Origin of the sequence: Burkholderia sp. R-40, assembly GCF_049942845.1 — a bacterium.
Lineage (GTDB): Bacteria > Pseudomonadota > Gammaproteobacteria > Burkholderiales > Burkholderiaceae > Burkholderia > Burkholderia ambifaria.
On sequence record NZ_CP187967.1, the window covers coordinates 935,318 to 953,470 of the forward strand.

General features: G+C 67.1%; 22 protein-coding genes and 1 tRNA gene. 9 read left to right on the forward strand and 14 right to left on the reverse strand.

Features of this window, described 5'->3' with window-relative positions; translation table 11 throughout:
- The first annotated feature begins 16 nt into the window (after nucleotides 1-16).
- Nucleotides 17-847, forward strand: a complete 831-nt coding sequence (locus ACP26O_RS04250) for an undecaprenyl-diphosphate phosphatase (protein WP_006752096.1) — start codon at nucleotides 17-19, stop codon at nucleotides 845-847.
- 33 nt (nucleotides 848-880) lie between these two features.
- On the opposite strand, the gene trmB is transcribed toward ACP26O_RS04250, so the two are convergent.
- Both trmB and ACP26O_RS04260 read right to left on the reverse strand, forming a co-directional pair.
- On the reverse strand, nucleotides 881-1,648 hold the full coding sequence (gene trmB, locus ACP26O_RS04255; protein ID WP_175664118.1) for a tRNA (guanosine(46)-N7)-methyltransferase TrmB: 768 nt from the start codon (nucleotides 1,646-1,648) through the stop codon (nucleotides 881-883).
- Between the two features lie 132 nt (nucleotides 1,649-1,780).
- A tRNA-Gly gene (locus ACP26O_RS04260) sits at nucleotides 1,781-1,855 on the reverse strand.
- 294 nt (nucleotides 1,856-2,149) lie between these two features.
- Here ACP26O_RS04260 and ACP26O_RS04265 point away from each other — a divergent pair.
- Complete coding sequence (locus ACP26O_RS04265) at nucleotides 2,150-2,494, forward strand: cupin domain-containing protein (RefSeq protein ID WP_006752094.1); 345 nt, start codon at nucleotides 2,150-2,152, stop codon at nucleotides 2,492-2,494.
- 63 nt (nucleotides 2,495-2,557) lie between these two features.
- Here the strand turns inward: ACP26O_RS04265 and ACP26O_RS04270 are convergent, their stop codons facing one another.
- The 4 genes from ACP26O_RS04270 to ACP26O_RS04285 all read right to left on the reverse strand — a co-directional run bounded on the left by ACP26O_RS04270 (nucleotide 2,558) and on the right by ACP26O_RS04285 (nucleotide 3,858).
- Entirely contained in the window at nucleotides 2,558-2,776 is a 219-nt protein-coding gene (locus ACP26O_RS04270; RefSeq protein ID WP_175664117.1) for a helix-turn-helix domain-containing protein, read from the reverse strand.
- Nucleotides 2,777-2,853: 77 nt separating this feature from the next.
- On the reverse strand, nucleotides 2,854-3,060 hold the full coding sequence (locus ACP26O_RS04275) for a hypothetical protein (RefSeq protein WP_006752092.1): 207 nt from the start codon (nucleotides 3,058-3,060) through the stop codon (nucleotides 2,854-2,856).
- Between the two features lie 9 nt (nucleotides 3,061-3,069).
- Nucleotides 3,070-3,282 carry a 30S ribosomal protein S21 gene (gene rpsU / locus ACP26O_RS04280; RefSeq protein WP_175664116.1) on the reverse strand — a complete coding sequence of 71 codons (213 nt, stop codon included), beginning with the start codon at nucleotides 3,280-3,282 and terminating at the stop codon, nucleotides 3,070-3,072.
- Nucleotides 3,283-3,573: 291 nt separating this feature from the next.
- Nucleotides 3,574-3,858, reverse strand: a complete 285-nt coding sequence (locus tag ACP26O_RS04285) for a hypothetical protein (protein ID WP_011656171.1) — start codon at nucleotides 3,856-3,858, stop codon at nucleotides 3,574-3,576.
- Nucleotides 3,859-4,341: 483 nt separating this feature from the next.
- On the opposite strand from ACP26O_RS04285, the gene ACP26O_RS04290 reads away from it, so the two are divergent.
- A complete protein-coding gene (locus tag ACP26O_RS04290) occupies nucleotides 4,342-5,502 on the forward strand; it encodes an enolase C-terminal domain-like protein (RefSeq protein ID WP_175664115.1) in 1,161 nt (386 codons plus the stop codon).
- 4 nt (nucleotides 5,503-5,506) lie between these two features.
- On the opposite strand, the gene ACP26O_RS04295 is transcribed toward ACP26O_RS04290, so the two are convergent.
- On the reverse strand, nucleotides 5,507-6,262 hold the full coding sequence (locus tag ACP26O_RS04295; protein WP_175664114.1) for a DeoR/GlpR family DNA-binding transcription regulator: 756 nt from the start codon (nucleotides 6,260-6,262) through the stop codon (nucleotides 5,507-5,509).
- A gap of 81 nt (nucleotides 6,263-6,343) precedes the next feature.
- On the opposite strand from ACP26O_RS04295, the gene ACP26O_RS04300 reads away from it, so the two are divergent.
- Both ACP26O_RS04300 and ACP26O_RS04305 read left to right on the forward strand, forming a co-directional pair.
- Complete coding sequence (locus tag ACP26O_RS04300; protein WP_011656175.1) at nucleotides 6,344-6,949, forward strand: NUDIX domain-containing protein; 606 nt, start codon at nucleotides 6,344-6,346, stop codon at nucleotides 6,947-6,949.
- A 79-nt stretch (nucleotides 6,950-7,028) separates the two neighbouring features.
- Entirely contained in the window at nucleotides 7,029-7,919 is an 891-nt protein-coding gene (locus ACP26O_RS04305; protein WP_175664113.1) for an SIR2 family NAD-dependent protein deacylase, read from the forward strand.
- Nucleotides 7,920-7,954: 35 nt separating this feature from the next.
- On the opposite strand, the gene ACP26O_RS04310 is transcribed toward ACP26O_RS04305, so the two are convergent.
- Together ACP26O_RS04310 and ACP26O_RS04315 are read right to left on the reverse strand one after the other, a co-directional pair.
- Nucleotides 7,955-9,166 (reverse strand): S53 family peptidase, encoded by a 1,212-nt coding sequence (locus ACP26O_RS04310; RefSeq protein ID WP_011656177.1) that lies wholly within the window; start codon nucleotides 9,164-9,166, stop codon nucleotides 7,955-7,957.
- Between the two features lie 171 nt (nucleotides 9,167-9,337).
- Nucleotides 9,338-9,550 (reverse strand): hypothetical protein, encoded by a 213-nt coding sequence (locus ACP26O_RS04315; RefSeq protein WP_175664112.1) that lies wholly within the window; start codon nucleotides 9,548-9,550, stop codon nucleotides 9,338-9,340.
- A 25-nt stretch (nucleotides 9,551-9,575) separates the two neighbouring features.
- Here ACP26O_RS04315 and crcB point away from each other — a divergent pair, with 25 nt between their 5' ends.
- Together crcB and ACP26O_RS04325 are read left to right on the forward strand one after the other, a co-directional pair.
- On the forward strand, nucleotides 9,576-9,962 hold the full coding sequence (gene crcB, locus ACP26O_RS04320; RefSeq protein WP_041491104.1) for a fluoride efflux transporter CrcB: 387 nt from the start codon (nucleotides 9,576-9,578) through the stop codon (nucleotides 9,960-9,962).
- Nucleotides 9,963-9,986: 24 nt separating this feature from the next.
- Complete coding sequence (locus tag ACP26O_RS04325) at nucleotides 9,987-10,337, forward strand: DUF190 domain-containing protein (RefSeq protein ID WP_011656179.1); 351 nt, start codon at nucleotides 9,987-9,989, stop codon at nucleotides 10,335-10,337.
- 9 nt (nucleotides 10,338-10,346) lie between these two features.
- On the opposite strand, the gene ACP26O_RS04330 is transcribed toward ACP26O_RS04325, so the two are convergent.
- Nucleotides 10,347-10,910, reverse strand: coding sequence for a YggT family protein (locus tag ACP26O_RS04330; RefSeq protein ID WP_011656180.1), 564 nt, complete (start codon nucleotides 10,908-10,910; stop codon nucleotides 10,347-10,349).
- A gap of 76 nt (nucleotides 10,911-10,986) precedes the next feature.
- Entirely contained in the window at nucleotides 10,987-11,916 is a 930-nt protein-coding gene (locus tag ACP26O_RS04335) for a Rossmann-like and DUF2520 domain-containing protein (RefSeq protein WP_175664111.1), read from the reverse strand.
- A gap of 511 nt (nucleotides 11,917-12,427) precedes the next feature.
- On the opposite strand from ACP26O_RS04335, the gene ACP26O_RS04340 reads away from it, so the two are divergent.
- Nucleotides 12,428-12,718 carry a hypothetical protein gene (locus ACP26O_RS04340; protein ID WP_041491105.1) on the forward strand — a complete coding sequence of 97 codons (291 nt, stop codon included), beginning with the start codon at nucleotides 12,428-12,430 and terminating at the stop codon, nucleotides 12,716-12,718.
- 103 nt (nucleotides 12,719-12,821) lie between these two features.
- Here the strand turns inward: ACP26O_RS04340 and ACP26O_RS04345 are convergent, their stop codons facing one another.
- Together ACP26O_RS04345 and ACP26O_RS04350 are read right to left on the reverse strand one after the other, a co-directional pair.
- Nucleotides 12,822-13,493 carry a LysE family translocator gene (locus tag ACP26O_RS04345; protein ID WP_126227304.1) on the reverse strand — a complete coding sequence of 224 codons (672 nt, stop codon included), beginning with the start codon at nucleotides 13,491-13,493 and terminating at the stop codon, nucleotides 12,822-12,824.
- A gap of 34 nt (nucleotides 13,494-13,527) precedes the next feature.
- Complete coding sequence (locus ACP26O_RS04350; protein ID WP_175664110.1) at nucleotides 13,528-15,084, reverse strand: UbiD family decarboxylase; 1,557 nt, start codon at nucleotides 15,082-15,084, stop codon at nucleotides 13,528-13,530.
- A gap of 596 nt (nucleotides 15,085-15,680) precedes the next feature.
- Between ACP26O_RS04350 and ACP26O_RS04355 the strand changes: the two genes are divergently transcribed.
- Nucleotides 15,681-16,799, forward strand: coding sequence for a transglycosylase SLT domain-containing protein (locus ACP26O_RS04355; protein ID WP_175664109.1), 1,119 nt, complete (start codon nucleotides 15,681-15,683; stop codon nucleotides 16,797-16,799).
- A 108-nt stretch (nucleotides 16,800-16,907) separates the two neighbouring features.
- Here the strand turns inward: ACP26O_RS04355 and ACP26O_RS04360 are convergent, their stop codons facing one another.
- Nucleotides 16,908-18,104 (reverse strand): pyridoxal phosphate-dependent aminotransferase, encoded by a 1,197-nt coding sequence (locus tag ACP26O_RS04360; RefSeq protein ID WP_175664108.1) that lies wholly within the window; start codon nucleotides 18,102-18,104, stop codon nucleotides 16,908-16,910.
- Nucleotides 18,105-18,153 lie beyond the last annotated feature (49 nt).

Below are 18,153 nucleotides of genomic sequence, written 5' to 3' on the forward strand. Positions count from 1 at the left end.
CGGAGTTGGGCCACGGATGGACTGGATCCTGATCTGCAAGGCATTGATCCTCGGCGTCGTCGAGGGGCTGACGGAATTCCTCCCGGTGTCGAGCACCGGCCACCTGATCGTCGCGGGCAGCTTCCTGAATTTCAACGATGCGCACGCGAAGACCTTCGACGTCGTGATCCAGTTCGGCGCCATCCTCGCCGTCTGCTGGGAATACCGTCAGCGGATCGTGTCCATCGTGACCGGTCTGCCGAGCCGGCCCGACGCGCAGCGCTTCACGCTGAACGTCGTGATCGCGACGATTCCCGCGATCGCGCTCGGCCTGCTGTTCGAGAAGAAGATCAAGGCCGTGCTGTTCTCGCCGGTGCCGGTCGCATTCGCGCTCGTGGTCGGTGGCGCGATCATCCTGTGGGCCGAGGCGCGGCAGCGCGAACGCAGCGAGCCACCGCGCGTGCAGTCGATCGATGCGCTCACGCCGCTCGACGCGCTGAAGGTCGGCATCGCGCAATGTTTCGCGCTGGTGCCGGGCATGTCGCGCTCGGGCTCGACGATCATCGGCGGGATGCTGTTCGGCCTCGACCGGCGCGTCGCGACCGAATTCTCGTTCTTCCTCGCGATTCCGATCATCTTCGGCGCGACGCTCTATGAAACGGTCAAGGACTGGCAGGCGTTCACCGTCGACTCGCTCGGCCTGTTCGCGCTCGGGCTCGTTGCCGCGTTCGTCAGCGCGTTCGTGTGCGTGCGCTGGCTGCTGCGCTTCGTCGCGACGCACGACTTCACGGTATTCGCGTGGTACCGGATCGCGTTCGGCCTGTTCGTGCTGCTCGTGGGTTACAGCGGGTGGCTGAACTGGGCGTGATGCCGGTGCGCGGTGCGCCGTCGCAGCGGGGGTTCAGGCGGCGCGCTTGCGGAACACCAGGTCCCACACGCCGTGGCCGAGCCGCAACCCGCGCCGCTCGAACTTCGTGATGGGGCGGTAGTCGGGACGCGGCGCGTAGTCAGCCGCCGTGTTTTCGAGCGACGGTTCGGCGCCGAGCACTTCCAGCATCTGTTCCGCGTAGTTCTGCCAGTCGGTCGCGCAATGCAGGTACGCGCCGGGCTTCAGGCGCGATGCGAGGTGCGCGACGAGCGGCGGCTGGATCAGCCGGCGCTTGTGGTGGCGCGCCTTGTGCCACGGATCCGGGAAGAAGATGTGCACGCCATCGAGGCTTTCCGGCGCGAGCATGTGCTCGAGCACTTCGACCGCGTCGTGCTGGATGATGCGGATGTTCGGCAGGCCCTGCTCGCCGATCAGCTTCAGCAGCGCGCCGACGCCCGGCTCGTGCACCTCGACGCCGAGGAAGTCGTCGCCTGGGCGGTGCGCGGCGATTTCCGCGGTCGATGCGCCCATCCCGAAGCCGATTTCCAGGATGCGCGGTGCGCTGCGGCCGAACACGGCGTCCCAGTCGGGAATTTCAGGCGTGTACGGGACGACGAAGCGCGGGCCCAGCTCGTCGAGCGCGCGGCGCTGGCCGGTCGACACGCGGCCGGCGCGCGTCACGAAGCTGCGGATGCGGCGGTGGTGCAGCGGATTGACTTCGTCGGCGCCGTCGGCGGCTTCGTCGGGGAGGGCGGCGTCGTCCGGCGGCAGGCCGGCTTCGTTCGGATCGTCGTGCATCATCGGTGACAGAGAAAGGCTCGGTTCGGGGCGGGGCCCGTTACGCGCAGCGGTGCGCCGGATGAACGGGCACATGGTACAAAAAAGCCGCCTTCGACGAGGCGGCTCTTGCGCTGGCTGCCGTGCAGCCGAAAGTGGAGCGGGCGATGGGAATCGAACCCACGTCATCAGCTTGGGAAGCTGAGGTAATGGCCATTATACGACGCCCGCAGAACGGGTGATTGTACAGGGGTTGGTCGAGATGTTGCAAGCGAGGCGTTTTGGCCGTTGGTATCGAAGCCGGCATCGCTTGGCGTGGAGGCGATGACACCAGCGGGAAAAGTGAATAACGATCCGCCGGAAGCCGTCAGTCAATGCAACGCGAAATGGAATGCGCGCCGCAGCGCCCCACCACGCGAGCCGGTGTCGAAATTAGACGAGTCGGTGTCGGAACCATACAAGCCCCGGTGCGGCTTTCGAACTAACGTGACAGACCTCTCATCCGATCGTAAGTCTGGAGCCGACATGTCCGATTTCATCACCGTTTTGCGCGAAACCTGCCCGACCCCGGTCCTTGACGCCACCAAGTGGAAGCGTATCGGCGGCGATCCGCACACCGTGAACCTCAACGCCTACCTGTCCAAGGACGGCAGCAAGATCATGGGCACCTGGATCTGCACGCCGGGCAAGTTCGAGGTGAACTACGAGAAGTGGGAGTACTGCCACTTCCTCGACGGCTACTGCATCATCACGCCGGAAGGCGAGGAGGCGGTGCACCTGAAAGCCGGCGACGTGTTCGTCATCGAGCCCGGCATGAAAGGGACCTGGGAAGTGGTGGAGACGGTGCGCAAGTATTTCGTTTTCGCCTGACGCCCGCATGACGCGTCATTCCACCGCGCTTTCGGCAGGAATGGCGGTCTGGTGGATTCCGGTTCAGTAAGACTCGTTCCGGTTCGGGAACAGCTCGCCGAGCGTGGTCGCACGCTCGGCCAGTCCCCCTATCCCGCCGAGCGCACCGGGCGCCTGATGCTCACGATACGCGCGCGGCCACATCCCGTACGCGCGCCGAAACCTGGGCCCGAGACGCGACGCGTCGGCAAATCCGCAGTACGCCGCGATTTCGGAAATGTTCTTTCGCGGATGCATCAGCATCCATGCGAATCCGGATTGCCCGGAAGCAGCAGCCGGCCCGCGCTACGCGATGCGATTCGACCACTCCCAGCCCAAGCTCACTTCTCGACGCTCAGCGCCTTTTCGATCGCGGCAATCAATTTGAACGCATCATCGCGGCCGATCAGCAGGCCGCGACTCGTGTACTCGCAGCCAAACGCGTAGAAGCTCGGCAAAAGCGTGATCGCATCGTTCTGTCGATCGAAATCGACTTCGCATTTCGTCAACGGAAAGAACGGCGGGGCTTCGACGGGCGGCTGGTACATGGCGTTCTCCTAGTACGGCTTGCGAGGCGGCAACATGCGCTTGGCGCGCAGGCGCTGTGTCGCGACGGCGCTGGCCTTCTCGCACTTGCGCTGCGTCGTCGGCTTTTCGTAACCGGTGCGACTGCGCAACTCGCGGATCAGGCCTGTCTTTTCGATGTCTCGCCGAAAGCGCCGAAGCGCGACATCGACCGGTTCGTTGGGCTTGAGGACGATCGTCGTCATGCAGATCCCGTTTTCAAACAATGCGTGAAGGAACGCTGGTCGAGCGAAGTTGTGACGGCACTCGCTATCTCGTCGGATCGCATTCGAAATAGCCGACGCGGATCGACGGTGTGCGCGCGGCAGACAGCATCTGCGACGCCGGGTGATGACGCAACGCCGAACTGATGAGGCCGTTGTGCGGAGCTGCGCCGGATTAGGCGATCTCGTGCAATGCAATCGGATGATCGCCCGCGCCGATTATCGCTTCGTGATCCGAAGTGATATGCGACCGCGCTACCGCTGCAAGATACGTCAGTGGGAGTTGGCGAAGAGCGGCTGCTCGCCGCGATTGCCGTCGATGATCTCCTCCGCGTAGCGAAGGGACGCCCGGCGCGCTTCGCCCGCCGATTCGAACGGCGCGTTGCCGAGCAACCGGAATGTTTCGCTGCGGGTCACCGTGTCGGCGGTGCCGCGCTGGCAAATCTTCACGGCCGCGTCGAAGCCGCCGTCGTAGTTGTGCGGGTTGCCGTTCTGGGAAGGCACGTGCGGATAAATCAGCGGATAGATTTCGAAGCCACGATAGAGATGCATGCTCATGATGAACTCCTGGTTCGGTCGCGACAAATCGCGTGGACGAACACTTCCGACCGGTATCACCGCGGCGCGGCGCGACGGGTAGGGTGAAAAAGGCAGCGACGCGTGCTGATGAACGCACGACGCAGCAATGAGGAAGATGGCGGGGCGAGCGGCCAGCAACTCGACCACCCGTGCTCGGACAAATTCATCATACGCGCTTCATATTGGTTGTCCATCTCATTCACTGCCGGCGCAGTGCGATGCGCGGATTCGACGCACGCAACGCGCAACGCGCATCGAGCATGACAGAGCATTCATCGGTATTCCGACGCCGTGCAGCGCGATGCGGGTGATGCCGATGGAGCCGCATGACGCCGCGTCGTCGTGACGAACGCGAGCCTGCAAGACTTCGCGCAAGCACCTATGATGCAGCGATCCGCCAGCGCGTCGGCCGCATCGCGTGCATGGCCCGCGAACGCAGAACGTTTCCTCCGGAACCCGACCATGCGCATCATCGACATTCGCGAGCAAACAATTCCGGTTTCCCGTTATGCCGACCCGGCGATTCCGTCGGGTGGCCTGACGACGAGCGTCGTCGCGATCGTCACGGATGTCGTGCGCCACGGCCGTCCGGTGACGGGTTACGGTTACGCGTCGGTCGGCCGCTATGCGCAGGGCGGGCTGATTCGCGAACGGTTCGGGCCGCGGCTGCTTGCCGCCGCGGACACCATTGCCGACGACGCCGCAACGAACCTCGATCCGTTTCGTGCATGGCGCGCGATGATGGCCGGCGAGAAGCCGGGCGGTCACGGCGAACGCTGTGTTGCGGTCGGCGTGCTCGACATGGCGATCTGGGATGCCGCCGCGAAGATCGCCGGCCTGCCGCTTCATCGCTTTCTTGCCGACCGGCTCGCGCGCCACGCAGCGCGTCGCGTGCGCGTGTACGCCGGCGGCGGCTACCGTTATCCGCACGACGATCTCGCGCGCCTGTCGGACGAGATGCGTCGTATCGCCGATCTCGGCTACACGCATGCGAAGATCAAGATCGGCGGCCCGGATCTCGACGATGACAAAAGACGCATCGAAGCCGCCGCTGCCTGTCTTGCCGACAGCTCGCATCTCGCGGTCGACGCGATGAACACGTACGACGCGGCAAGCGGCCGCGCCGCCGCCGCGATGCTGGCGTCGTTCGCGCTCTGGTGGTTCGAGGACCTCTGCGATCCGCTCGACCTGCCGCTGCATGCGGACCTGACTGCGCAATACACGCCGCCGGTCGCGGCCGGCGAGGCGCTGTTCTCGCTCGCGGAAGCGAAGCTGCTCGCACGCTACGGCGGCCTGCGAGCGGATCGCGACTTCCTCGTGTTCGATCCGGTGCATTGCTACGGCCTGCCGGGCTATCTGCAGATCGTCGATCATTTCGTGTCGAGCGGCTGGCGGCGCGATGCGTTCTGGCCGCACGGCGGTCATCTGTTCTCGCTGCACGTCGTGGCTGCGCTCGGGCTCGGTGGCGCGGAAGTCAATCCGTTTGCGTTCCACCCGTTCAGCGGGCTGCCGGACGGCGAAACGCTCGACGCCGGCTGCGCGGCCGTGCCGCAGGCGCCGGGCATCGGCTTCGAGCTTCACGCCGATGCCTATCGCGCGTTTCGCTCGGTAACGGGCCGCTGAGCGGCTAGGCCCGCACGACCGTCACGCCCGCTGCCTCGATTGGCTCGATCAGCGACGAGTCGGTTTCCTGCTCGACCACGATGGTTTGCGCGAGCGCAAGCTCACCGATCACGAACTGCGACGCAGCACGTAATTTGGATTGCGAAGCAAGGACGACCGTCTCGGCCGCGCGTCCGGCGAGTGAACGCTTGATCGCCGCTTCCTCGAAATCGCCGGTGCTCAGCCCCGCGACCGGATGGACGCCGGTCACGCCCATGAAGTACAGGTCCGCGTGGATACGCGAGATGCCCTCCATCGCCGCGGCGCCCACCGCGACGATCGAATGCTTGTACAACCGTCCGCCGATCAGGATCACGTCGATCGACGGATGCGCGGCCAGCGCGACGGCGACGCTCGGGCTGTGCGTGACGATCGTCGCGCGCAGGTCGGGCGGCAACTGGCTGACGAGCAGCGCCGACGTCGTACCGCCATCGACGATCGCGATCTGACCGGGCGCGATCATCTGCGCGGCCCGACGGGCAATGCGCCGTTTTTCGGCGGTTTCGAGCGTCTCGCGCTGCGCGAACGGCGCGACGGCGGGTGACGCCGGCAGCGCACCGCCGTGCACGCGTTGCAGCAGGCCTTCGGCCGCCAGTTCGCGCAGGTCGCGGCGGATCGTGTCCTCGGACACGCCGAATTGCACGCTCAGTTCGGTGGCCAGCACCTGGCCGTCGCGGGCGAGCGCATCGAGGATCGCTTTCTTGCGTTGGGTCGTCAGCATCGGTTATGCACGAAATTTCTTGAAATTGCACGAATATGCACGTTACCATGGGCGCCGTCATATGTCGAATGGGAGGCCGCCATGGCCGCAACGCAGGACCGCGTGCGCATCGTCGATACGACGGTGCTATCCGATGACTGGTATGTGCTGAAGAAGGTGACGTTCGATTTCCTGCGCCGCGATGGCACGTGGCAGCGGCTGAGCCGCGAAACCTATGACCGCGGCAACGGCGCGACCATCCTGCTGCGCAACGCGGCGACGGGCGACGTGCTGCTCACGCGGCAGTTCCGGATGCCGGCGTTCGTCAACGGACACGACGGAATGCTGCTCGAAGCGGCCGCCGGCCTGCTCGACGACGCGACGCCCGACGCGCGCATTCGCGCGGAAGCCGAAGAGGAAACCGGCTATCGCGTGCGCGGTGTGCGCAAGGTGTTCGAGGCGTTCATGAGCCCGGGCTCGGTGACGGAGAAGCTGCATTTCTTCGTCGGCGAATACGATGCGTCGCTGCGCACGGGCGACGGCGGCGGCATCGCGGAAGAAGGCGAGGATCTCGAGGTCGTCGAAATGCCGCTGCACGCGGCGCTGGATGCCGTCGAGCGCGGTGAAATCGTCGACGCGAAGACGATCATGCTGCTGCAGTACGTCGCGTTGCGGGAACCCGAGGGCATGCGCACTGCGACTGCGTGATGCCGCGTCACGGTGCTGGAACGGGCGTAAGATCGCGCGATGCCCGTCCGGCACCGTTCGACGCCACCACCGCTCCATCATGCCGCTTGCCGATTCACCCGAATTACCCGATTCGTCCTCCACCGATTGCAGCGCTGCTGGCGCGCAATTGCCGGCGCATCTGGTCGCGTCCGCCGTCGACGCGCTCGCGCGTGCCGATGCGCTGTTGGTGACGGCCGGTGCCGGCATCGGCGTCGATTCGGGGCTGCCCGATTTCCGCGGCACGGACGGTTTCTGGCGCGCGTATCCGGCGCTGCGCCACGAACGTTTCGCGTTCCACGAAATCGCGTCGCCGCACGCGTTCCGCGCGCATCCGCAGCTTGCGTGGGGATTCTATGGGCATCGTCTCGCGCTCTATCGGGAGACGGTGCCGCACGCGGGTTTCGCGATCCTGCGGCGCTGGATGGACGCGATGCCGAACGGCGGCTTTGTGCTGACGAGCAATGTCGACGGCCAGTTCCAGAAGGCGGGTTTCGATCCGGCGCGCGTCGCCGAGATCCACGGTTCGATTCATTCGATGCAGTGCCTGCGACCGTGCTCGGACGACACCTGGGACGCCGCGCCGTTCACGCCCGACGTCGACGCAGCCGCGTGCCGGCTGGTCGGCGAGCTGCCGCGGTGTCCGCGTTGCGGCGGCCTGGCGCGGCCGAACATCCTGATGTTCGGCGACGATGGCTGGCTCGGCGAACGCTACGACGCGCAGGAGCGGGCGCTGCAGGACTGGATCGCACGGGCAGGACGGGTGAGCGTCGTCGAGATCGGCGCGGGCACCGCGATTCCGACCGTGCGGCTGCTGAGCGAACGCCTCGGCGCCGACGTGATCCGCATCAATGCACGCGAAGCCCATGCGCGCCGCGCGGACGTGATCGGGCTGCAGGGCGGCGCGCTCGCGACGCTGACCGCGCTCGACCGCGCGTGGCGCGGCGGCTGAGTGCCGCCAGACGAAACCGGCCGGCGACCGCGCGGTTACGGCTGTCCGACGAGTGCCTGGACGAGCGCCGGCGCGATCGGCGAGCCGAGACCTGTCACGTAGTCGTAGCCGCCGGCCGCATTGCAGACGCTGCCGCAATTGCCGTTGGATCCGGTCGTCACGTCGTGATAGTCGCTGCCGTACGCGTTTTTCCCGACCGTATAGAGCGTGTCGTAGGTGCCGCTCAGCGCATGTTTGCCGGCGGCCGCGCGCAGCGAATTCGCGATCGCGACGAGCGCCGACCATTGCGGCGCACCGGCGCTCGTGCCGCCGACCTGGAACCAGCCCGCCTGCCCCTGATAGCTGACCGAGTCGTACACGGCGAACCCGCTGGACGGATTCGCGTCGTAGCTGACGTCGGGCACGCCGCGCTTGCCGGCTACCGGCACCGGCCAGCCGGTCTGCCCGGCCGGCTCGGCCTCGATCGTGCTCACGCCGCCGCCGCTGCCGCTCCATGCGGCTTCGCCGATGTAGTTGCCGGATGTGTCGGTGGACAACGTCGTGCCGCCCACCGCGACCACGTACGGCGATGACGCCGGGTACTCGGTGCCGGTGCCGCTGTCGCCCGACGACGCGACGAACGTGACGCCCGGCACGTTGAAGTGCCTGTCGAAGCCCGTCTCGGTGTTGAACTCGTTGCCGCCGAAGCTCATCGACACGACCGACGCGCCGCGCTTGACCGCGATGTCGACCGCGGCCAGCAGGTCGTTGAAGCTCGCGGACGCGGCCTCGACCAGCAGGATCCGCGCCTTCGGCGCGATCGCATGCACCCATTCGACGTCGAGCGATATCTCGAGCGACCAGCCCGCGTCCGTCCTGGGCCGTGGGCCGCGCGCGTACACCTTCGTGAAGCAGCCGTTCGCCGTGGTGCAGGCCGGCAGCGAGAACGTGTTGCTGAACACGCCGAGATCGGCTTCGATCTTCGGGTCGTCGTACGCGTCGACGATCGCGACGACCATCCCGTCGCCCTGGTTCGCAAGCGCGTCGAATCCGTAGGCGTGCCGTGCGAGCGATGGCGTGAGGCCGGCTACCGCGGCGGTACTGGCGCGCGGCTTGGTATGGAACGGCGGCCGCGCATACCCCTTCGGTGCGCGGTTGCCTTCGACGAAGGACGGGATGCCGTTACCTTCGGCGAGCGCAACCGTCGAGGCGAGCAGCGACGCGCACAGTGCCGGAATCAACATGGAGGACACGCGGATATTGTTCATTTTTCGAATCTCCATGTCGATGGAGTGGGGGCGAAATGATTTTACGAAATCGGTGAAGCCGATTGCATCGAATATCGACCGGATGCGGGAATGTCTGATGAGGGAAAGTACGCGGATCGCCCGTAAGACGTGGGTTTCGAGCGCGAGCGCGTGGCGGGATCAATTCGCATTTCAATTTTCAAAGGCGAATAAATAATCAATCGGCGTTTGATTTGGTTTGTAATGATCTGCGTAATGCGCCGGAAATATCGATTGCGGTAGCCGCGTGAAAATCATGAAAGGCGCAGATACGGTGCGGCTCGACACCCCGCATGCCGAGCGGCCTGCGGCATTGCCGTCGCGGCGTGATTCCGCATACAGTTCGGCGTGGGCCGCGTCCGCCATGCGGCCTCGTCAGCGAGGAGCTCCCTTGTTCTATTCGATCGTCGCGATCTTCGTCGGCGCCGGGTTCGGCGCGGTGCTGCGCTGGTTCCTGGCCCTTGCGCTCAACGAATTCTTTCCCGCCGTGCCGCTCGGCACGCTTGCCGCGAACCTGATCGGCGGCTACGTGATCGGCGTGGCCGTCGTCGTATTTACCGCGCGCGTCGGGCTGCCGCCCGAATGGCGGCTGTTCGTGATCACGGGCTTTCTCGGCGGTCTCACGACGTTCTCGACCTATTCGGTCGAAGTGATGACGCACGCGGTGCAGGGCGAATTCGGATGGGCGATCGCGGTGGCTGCCCTACACTTGACTGGATCGTTCACGCTGACGGCGCTCGGCATGTGGACCGCGCGCGCGTGGTTCGCGGCGGCCTGAGCGCGCCGGCACCGGGAGGGTGCGATGGACAGGGTCTTCTTGCGCTTCTATGTGCACGAGCAGCACCGGCTGCACTGGAAGCCGCTATGGGAGTGGTTGCTGGAGGAAGGCAACCGGATGGGCATCGCGGGCGGTTCCGCGTTTCGCGCGATGGCCGGCTTCGGCCGGCATCGGGTGCTGCACGAGGACCGCTTTTTCGAGCTGCAGGGCTCGCTTGCGATCGAGGTCGAATTCATCGCCACCGAGGACGAGGCGCAGCAGTTGCTCGAGCGGCTGTCGCGCGAGAAGGTGCGCGTGTGCTACGCGATGATTCCGGCGCGCTTCGGCGTGATCGACACGCTCTCGGCGCCGCCGGCGCAGGGGCCGGCAGCGTAGCGCCGCGCGTCAGATACCGAACATCGTCAGCGACACGGCGGCGCGCGTGACGACCATCAGCAGCACCTGCACGATCACGAACAGCAGGATCGGCGACAGATCGATGCCGCCGAGGTTCGGGATCACGCGTCGCAGCGGGTTCAGGAACGGCGCGGTGAGCTGGTAGAGAATCGGCATGGCCGGCGAGCGCGGATTGAGCCACGACAGCAGCGCCATCAGGATCGTCATCCAGATCACGAGATTGAGCGCCCACTTCACGACGGTGAGCAGCGCCACCGCGACGAGCGTCGGGATCACCGAGGCCGGATCGAAGCCGGCCATCACGACCATCAGCACCACATAGACGAGCGCGGTGAGCAGCGCGGCGACGACGCTCGCCCAGTCGATGCCGCGCACGCCCGCGATCACGTGGCGCAGCGGCAGCACGAGCCAGTTGGTCGCCTGCAGCACGGCCTGCGTGACGGGGTTGTACGGCGGCACGCGGACGGCCTGCATCCAGACGCGCAGGATCAGCGCGGCGCCGAACAGCGTGAAGAGGGTATTGAGCAGAAAACGGGCGATCTCGCCGAACATCGTTGGCATCCTTTTTTTACAGTCGAGTAGCGTGCGGCCGCCAACGCCGGATGGCGGCGCATCGGCCGACACCTTATCACGCCTCGTCGTGCGGCGGGGAGGGGTGCCCGGTCGTGCGCGCGAGCGACGTTTCGACGGCCTGCGCGAGCGCCGGCAGCGCGGCCGGCGGCGCGGCGCGCTTGGCCGCGAGCGCGACCGCCCGGCGGGTCATCAGCGCATACAGCGTCGCATGATCGCCACCGCGCGCCTCGAGCAGCGCGAGCTGGCGCTCGACGATGCCGGTGTCGCCGCGCGACACCGGGCCCGCGAGGGCGTTCGCGAGGCCCTTGTCGCGTGCGGTCTCGATCGTGCCGGCGAGCATCGGCAGCAGCGCGCGCAGCGCGGCGGCCTCGTCGAAGCCGAGGCCGCGCCATAGCTCGACCGCTTCCGCGAGCCCGCACAGCGCGAAGCTCGCCGCGTAATGTGCGGCCGCGTGATAGAGCATCCGGCCGCCGGCCGGAATCGACAGCGGATGGCAGCCGAGTGCGGCAGCAAGCCGCAGCAGCGTCGCGTGCAGCGCGCCGTCGGCTTCGAGCGTGACCGAGCAGCCGTCGATGCGGGCGAGATCGGCGTCCGTGCCGCCGAACAGATAGAGCGGATGGAAGCCGCCGGTGGCCGCGCCTTGCCGTCTTGCCGGATCGAGCAACTCGACCGCCGACGCGCCGCTGCAATGGACGAGCGCCTGGCCCGCCGCGCGCGCGGCGTCGAACCGCAGCGCCGCGGCGGTCGACGCGAGATGGTCGTCGGGCACGGTCAGGAAGATCAGGTCGGCGGCGTCGACCACCTGCTGCGGCGTGTCGACCGCCCGGCAGCCATCTATATGCGCGGCGAGTGCCGCGGCCGATTCCGCCGTGCGGCTCGCGATCGCGACGACCGGAAAGCCGGCCGCCGCGAATCGCCGGGCGACGCAGCGCGCGAGGCGGCCGGCGCCGATGAAGCCAAGGCGGGGAGTGTCGGGGAGGGACATGGCGGGCCACGAAGCGAAAACGGAGCAGCCGCCAGTATCGCAGGAATGACAGGGCGGGCGCGGATGGCGGGCGCCCGGCGGGACGATCTGGGCGGCGATGTTCCAGGCGAGCAGTCGATCACCGGATGCCGCGCTTTCGCTGCTCGATGACGACCGTCGCATCCGGCCCCGAATCGCCTGTGGGCCGCGTCCCTCTTGAATTGTCGGCGTCTTGTCTCGAATTTGTAATCGTTCATTACGGAAGCGCGGCGGCCGCGCTTACCGCATTCGGTAAGACTGACCGGCCAGCGTGTCGCTATTTCACTGGTCGGACGGAATCGCGCGACCGGCATGGGCAGCAGCGGATTCGCGCAGCCGGGCCGCACGCTGGCCGCGCCCGCGTTGAATTGCAATTTGCAACAAATGCGCAATACACGAGAGACGGGTTTTCGCTACATTGCTTGCATGCGACGTGCATGCCCGCCGTTGCCGTCAGGGGCGCACAAATTACCGCTCCAGCAGGAGAATCGAAGTGAAAAAGCTCATTCCGTTCATCGCCGCCGCCGCGTTGGGTCTGGGTGCCGCAGGCGCCGCACAGGCCCACGTGTCGATCGGGGTCGGCATTGGCGTCCCGGTTGCACCGGCATATCCCGTGTACGCAGCGCCGCCGCCTGTGTATTACGCGCCGCCGCCCCCGCCGGTGTATTACGCCCCGGCGCCCGCATACTATGCACCGCCCCCCGTGGTCGTCGGTGGCTACTACGGCCGTCCGTACTGGCGTCACGGTTATGGTGGCTGGGGTCACCACGGCTGGCGTCGTTGATGCAATAGTCCGCGCGGCCGTCTGAGCTCGCGGCAAAACGGCGCAACGTCCCTCGCGGGGCGTTGCGCCGTTTTTTATTTCGGCGCGGCTAGGCGCGCCCCGCTCACACCGCGTGAACGATCAGGTCGCGATAGCCGCCGACGATCACGCTGTACGAGAAATACGCGAACAGCAGTGCCGACGCGACATGGCATGCACGCATCAGCCCGGCGCCCGCGCGCTTGCGGCCCTGGCTCGCGAGCGTGCACATGAAGAGGGTCCACGCGAGGCCGCCGAGGAAAAAGCCGGACAGGAACACCGACGCCGTCGCCGGCGTGGTCGCGCCGGCTTTCGCGATCAGCGCGCCGCCGACCGCCGCGAACCACAGGATCGCGCTCGGCGACGACATCGCGAGCAGCATCCCGCGCACGAAGCTGCGCCGCGCGCTGGCCCGCGGCGGTGGCGTATCGTCCGCATCGCCTGCGTCGGCGCCGCCGGCCGGCGCGAGCGCTTCACGCGCCATCTTCCACGTGAGGAACAGCAGCACCGCGCCGCCGCCGATCCAGACGATCCAGCGCACGGCCTCGAACTGCAGCAGCACGGCCATGCCCGCGAGCGCGAGCGCCGCGTAGACGAGATCGCCGACGCACGAGCCGACGCCGAGCCAGAAGCCCGGCCGGAAGCCGTGCGACAGCGTCAGCGACAGCATCGCGACGTTGACGAGGCCGATGTCGAGACACAGCGACAGCGACAGGAAGAATCCGTCGGACATCATGGAGGCGGGGGCGAAGCTCATCGTCTTTCTTGCCGGATACGTTCAACGCGCGGACTCAGAGTCCGATCTCTCGCCAGAGGCGATCGACGCGCGCCTTCACGGCCGCGTCCATCTCGATCGGGCGGCCCCATTCGCGGTTCGTCTCGCCGGGCCACTTGTTGGTCGCGTCGAGCCCCATCTTCGAGCCGAGGCCCGCAACGGGCGACGCGAAATCGAGATAGTCGATCGGCGTGCTGTCGACCATCACGGTGTCGCGCACGGGGTCGACGCGCGTCGTGATCGCCCAGATCACCTCGTTCCAGTCGCGGATGTTCACGTCCTCGTCGACGACCACGATGAACTTCGTATACATGAACTGCCGCAGGAAGCTCCACACGCCGAACATCACGCGCTTCGCATGGCCCGCGTAGCTCTTCTTCATCTGGACGATGGCCATCCGGTAGCTGCAGCCTTCCGGCGGCAGGTAGAAGTCGGTGATTTCCGTGAACTGCTTCTGCAGCAGCGGCACGAACACCTCGTTGAGCGCGACGCCGAGCACGGCCGGCTCGTCGGGCGGCTTGCCGGTGTAGGTCGAGTGATAGATCGCGTCGCGGCGCATCGTGATGCGCTCGACGGTGAACACCGGAAACCACTCCTGCTCGTTGTAGTAGCCGGTGTGGTCGCCGTACGGGCCTTCGAGCGCGTGCTCGTACGCGGCGGACGCGTTGCCGGCCGGACGCGGCGGCGCGCCGGCCGGAGCAGGGGCGGGCGCGCCTTCCTGCGGGTGAATGAAGCCCTCGAGGACGATCTCCGCGCGGGCGGGCACCTGCAGCGTGTCGACGCCGGGCGTCAGGCACTTCGCGAGTTCGGTGCGGCTGCCGCGCAGCAGGCCGGCGAACTGGTACTCGGACAGCGAATCGGGCACGGGCGTCACCGCGCCGAGCGTCGTGGCCGGATCCGCGCCCAGCACGACCGCGACCGGATACGGCTTGCCCGGGTTCTGCAGCGCGAATTCGCGGAAGTCCAGCGCGCCGCCGCGATGCGCGAGCCAGCGCATGATCAGCTTGTTGCGGCCGATCAGCTGCTGACGGTAGATGCCGAGGTTCTGGCGCGGCTTGTTCGGCCCGCGCGTGACGGTGAGGCCCCACGTGACGAGCGGCCCCGCGTCGCCGGGCCAGCAGGTCTGGATCGGCAGCTTGTGCAGATCGACGTCGGCGCCTTCCCAGACGATCTCCTGGCACGGCGGCGACGACACCGATTTCGGCGCCATGTCCCACACGGCCTTCGCGAGCGACAGCAGCTTGCCGGCGTCCTTCAGGCTCTTTGGTGGGTCCGGTTCCTTCAGCGCGGACAGCAGCCGCCCGAGGTCGCGCAGCGAGCCGAGCGCGGCGTCGTCGCCCGCATCGACGCCCATCCCGAGCGCGACGCGGCGCGGCGTGCCGAACAGGTTGCCGAGCACCGGGAACGCATTGCCGGGCGGGGCGTTGAACAGCAGCGCCGGGCCGCCGGCGCGCAGCACGCGGTCGCACAGCTCGGTCATTTCGAGCACGGGCGACACGGGTTGCGTGACGCGCCGCAGTTCGCCGAGCGCCTCGAGGCGCTGAATGAAATCGCGTAAGTCTTTGTATTTCATGAAGAAGGTCCGGGCCGCCCGCAAAGCGGGCAGCGGTGGGCGGGCGCAGCAGCCGGCTGCGGCCCCGAATCGATCGCCGATTTTACCCGGGCGGCCGCGCGCACGCCCGGCGGTGAAAAAAGTCGATCGCGCGCGGAGCCCCTACGGCAGGGGGCTCGCGATCTGAAGGGCGATTCAAAATTACTTTTTGTTATGATTTTGAGATTTCATAGTGTTGACGATCTATAAAACCCTGCTAGAATCCGCTCACATTGGCTGCAGGGTAAAAGGCTTCGAGCCGCCAATCACCGATCTTTGACGCAGCGCGTCACCGTCCGCCGATACCTGCACGGCGTATTCGACGGCTTTTGTAGTAGTCCCAGCCAGCGCTACCACACGCTGGTTTTTTGCGTGGGTGCCACCGCGTATGCCCGCCTCGCCCAATGTGCGAAGGTGCCGGCCCTCTTACACCGTGGCCTCGAACGGTACTTATACCGTTTCCCCGATGCTTGCGCGTCCCAACCAAGGCGGGCGGCATCGTGATTCCGCGGCACGTATTCTGTCTCGCCATCGAGCTGAGCGAGCCGCACGAGTCATGTTCATGGGAGATGATCTGAATGAACGCTTGGTTATCGTGGCGTCCCAATGAGCAGCATGCGCAGATCGTGCGCGACATGCTGCGCCGCGGGACGCGTGTCAGTCACCATTTATTCAGCGTTGTCGGTTGTTTCGCTGTCGCGATCGCACTGGCCCTGTGGCTGCTGCCGACCGTGCGCGGGAACATCGCCGCGAAGCTGATGCCGGTCGTATCCGCGGCCGTGCAGGCCGGTCCGGCCCGTCTGCTGACCGGCCATCCGCTGCCGAACTTCGCGCCTGCCGGCGCGCAGCCGCAGCAGGAAGACACCCCCGAACCGGATGCGCTCGCCGTCGGTCTCGACGTCGCACCGGAAACCGCCGCGCAGAACGATGCGTCCGATCCGGCCCGCAACGGCCCGTCGCCCGTCGCGCTCGCGAAACTGATCCCGACCCAGCGGGTCCCGGCCGATGCGCGCGACGATCGTGCGCTTGCGTCGAACCGTGAACAGGCGCTCGTCGCCACCTACCTGTCGCGCCGTTACCGGGTCGCGCAGGAGCCGCTCGGCCAGCTCGTCAAGGCTGCGTTCCAGACCGGTCGCGACGTCGGCCTCGATCCGCTGCTGCTGCTGTCCGTGATGGCGATCGAATCGGGCTTCAACCCGTACGCGGAAAGCGGCGTCGGCGCGCAAGGCCTGATGCAGGTCATGTCGAAGGTCCATTCCGACAAGTTCGAATATTTCGGCGGTACCGATACCGCGCTGCAACCGCTCGCGAACCTGCAGGTCGGCGCGCTGGTGCTGAAGGACTGCATCGCCCGCGGCGGCTCGCTCGCGAACGGCCTGCGCATGTACAACGGCTCGACCAACCCGGACGACACCGCCTACGGCTCGAAGGTCATGGCCGAGCGTGCCCGCCTGCGCGACGTCTCGCATGGCCGCAGCGTGCCGCTCAATGCGCCGGCCCAGCCGTCGAAGCCGATCGTGACCGCGTCCGCGACGGCAGCCGCAGGCGGCGCGAAGCGCGTGCACGCGACGCTCGACGCCGCGCAGCCGATCGCCGCGAAGGCTGCCGCCGTGCCGAAGGGCGCGCCGCAGCAGAACGACGCAAGCGTCGACACCGCAAAGCAGTCGCACGGCGACCACCCGGAACTCGGCGCGTAACGCCACGCGGTTCCAGCCGGCTCCAAGCAAAAAGGCACCCGATCCGGGTGCCTTTTTCTTTTGGCGCGGCCGCAAGGGCCGCCGCGCGCCGGGAGGGGCGGCCGGACGTCAGTGCTGGCCGAACAGCGCTGCCAGCCGCTCGACGGCCTCTTCGAGGCGTGTGTACGCGGTCGCATAGGACAGCCGGATATAGTCGCACGGCGCATGGACGCCGAAGTCCATGCCCGGCACCAGCACGACGCCCGCGTCGTGCAGCATCGCCTGCGTGAGCGCCGCGCTGTCGCCGGCCGCCGGATGGGCGACGCCGCCACAGTGCGCGTACACGTAGAACGCGCCGTCCGGCATCACGGGCACCGTGAAGCCGAGCCGTTCGAGCGCCGGCGCGATGAAGTCGCGGCGACGCTTGAATTCGACGCGGCGCGCTTCGTAGATGTCGAGCGCGGCCGGTTCGAAGCACGCGAGCGCCGCGTGCTGCGCGAGTGCGGACGGGCAGATGAACAGGTTCTGCGACAGCTTTTCGAAGGTGCCGACGAGCGAGGGCGGCACGACCAGCCAGCCGAGTCGCCAGCCGGTCATGCTGAAGTACTTCGAGAAGCTGTTCACGGTGACGACATCGTCGCCGAACGACAGCGCCGACACGGGCGCCGCGTCGTAGCTGAGCCCCTGGTAGATCTCGTCGACGATCGTGAAGCCGCCGCGAGCGCGCACGGCTTCGACGATCCGCTTCAGCTCGTCCGGCTCGAGCGACGTGCCGGTCGGGTTCGACGGCGACGCGAGCAGCACGCCGCGCGTGCGGCTGCCCCAGCGCGTGCGGACGTCGTCCGCGGTGAGCTGGAAGCGGGCTTCCGGGCCGCTCGGCACGAGCACCGGGCGGCCTTCGGCCGCTGCGACGAAGTGCCGGTTGCATGGGTACGACGGGTCGGGCATCAACACCTCGTCGTCGCGGCCGACGAGCGCGAGGCATGCGAGCAGCAGCGCGGCCGACGCGCCGGCCGTCACGACGATCCGCTCGGGGCTGATCGTGAGGCCGTAGGCGCGCGCATAGTGGGCGGCGATCGCTTCGCGCAGCGGTGCGATGCCGAGCGCGCTCGTGTACTGCGTGACGCCGCGGCGCAATGCGGCCGCGGCCGCCTCGACGACGGGCTCCGGCGCGGTGAAATCCGGTTCGCCGATGCCCATGTGGATAACATCGCGCCCGGAGGACTCGAGCCGCTGTGCCTCCTTCATCAGTTCCATCACGTAGAAGGGCTGGATCGCGTCGACGCGTGCGGCGAGCGTGACGAGCGAATCGGCGGTGGTATTCATCGGTCGGGCAGGGCGAGGAAGGGGAGGAAGAATGAAAAACGGGCGCTTG

Excerpts from the sequence above, each read along its gene's own strand:
- ACP26O_RS04250 (WP_006752096.1), top strand. The coding sequence starts at position 17 with ATGGACTGGATCCTGATCTGCAAGGCATTGATCCTCGGCGTCGTCGAG.
- trmB (WP_175664118.1), bottom strand. The coding sequence starts at position 1,648 with ATGATGCACGACGATCCGAACGAAGCCGGCCTGCCGCCGGACGACGCC.
- ACP26O_RS04265 (WP_006752094.1), top strand. The coding sequence starts at position 2,150 with ATGTCCGATTTCATCACCGTTTTGCGCGAAACCTGCCCGACCCCGGTC.
- ACP26O_RS04270 (WP_175664117.1), bottom strand. The coding sequence starts at position 2,776 with ATGCTGATGCATCCGCGAAAGAACATTTCCGAAATCGCGGCGTACTGC.
- ACP26O_RS04275 (WP_006752092.1), bottom strand. The coding sequence starts at position 3,060 with ATGTACCAGCCGCCCGTCGAAGCCCCGCCGTTCTTTCCGTTGACGAAA.
- rpsU (WP_175664116.1), bottom strand. The coding sequence starts at position 3,282 with ATGACGACGATCGTCCTCAAGCCCAACGAACCGGTCGATGTCGCGCTT.
- ACP26O_RS04285 (WP_011656171.1), bottom strand. The coding sequence starts at position 3,858 with ATGAGCATGCATCTCTATCGTGGCTTCGAAATCTATCCGCTGATTTAT.
- ACP26O_RS04290 (WP_175664115.1), top strand. The coding sequence starts at position 4,342 with ATGCGCATCATCGACATTCGCGAGCAAACAATTCCGGTTTCCCGTTAT.
- ACP26O_RS04295 (WP_175664114.1), bottom strand. The coding sequence starts at position 6,262 with ATGCTGACGACCCAACGCAAGAAAGCGATCCTCGATGCGCTCGCCCGC.
- ACP26O_RS04300 (WP_011656175.1), top strand. The coding sequence starts at position 6,344 with ATGGCCGCAACGCAGGACCGCGTGCGCATCGTCGATACGACGGTGCTA.
- ACP26O_RS04305 (WP_175664113.1), top strand. The coding sequence starts at position 7,029 with ATGCCGCTTGCCGATTCACCCGAATTACCCGATTCGTCCTCCACCGAT.
- ACP26O_RS04310 (WP_011656177.1), bottom strand. The coding sequence starts at position 9,166 with ATGAACAATATCCGCGTGTCCTCCATGTTGATTCCGGCACTGTGCGCG.
- ACP26O_RS04315 (WP_175664112.1), bottom strand. The coding sequence starts at position 9,550 with ATGGCGGACGCGGCCCACGCCGAACTGTATGCGGAATCACGCCGCGAC.
- ACP26O_RS04325 (WP_011656179.1), top strand. The coding sequence starts at position 9,987 with ATGGACAGGGTCTTCTTGCGCTTCTATGTGCACGAGCAGCACCGGCTG.
- ACP26O_RS04330 (WP_011656180.1), bottom strand. The coding sequence starts at position 10,910 with ATGTTCGGCGAGATCGCCCGTTTTCTGCTCAATACCCTCTTCACGCTG.
- ACP26O_RS04335 (WP_175664111.1), bottom strand. The coding sequence starts at position 11,916 with ATGTCCCTCCCCGACACTCCCCGCCTTGGCTTCATCGGCGCCGGCCGC.
- ACP26O_RS04345 (WP_126227304.1), bottom strand. The coding sequence starts at position 13,493 with ATGAGCTTCGCCCCCGCCTCCATGATGTCCGACGGATTCTTCCTGTCG.
- ACP26O_RS04350 (WP_175664110.1), bottom strand. The coding sequence starts at position 15,084 with ATGAAATACAAAGACTTACGCGATTTCATTCAGCGCCTCGAGGCGCTC.
- ACP26O_RS04355 (WP_175664109.1), top strand. The coding sequence starts at position 15,681 with ATGAACGCTTGGTTATCGTGGCGTCCCAATGAGCAGCATGCGCAGATC.
- ACP26O_RS04360 (WP_175664108.1), bottom strand. The coding sequence starts at position 18,104 with ATGAATACCACCGCCGATTCGCTCGTCACGCTCGCCGCACGCGTCGAC.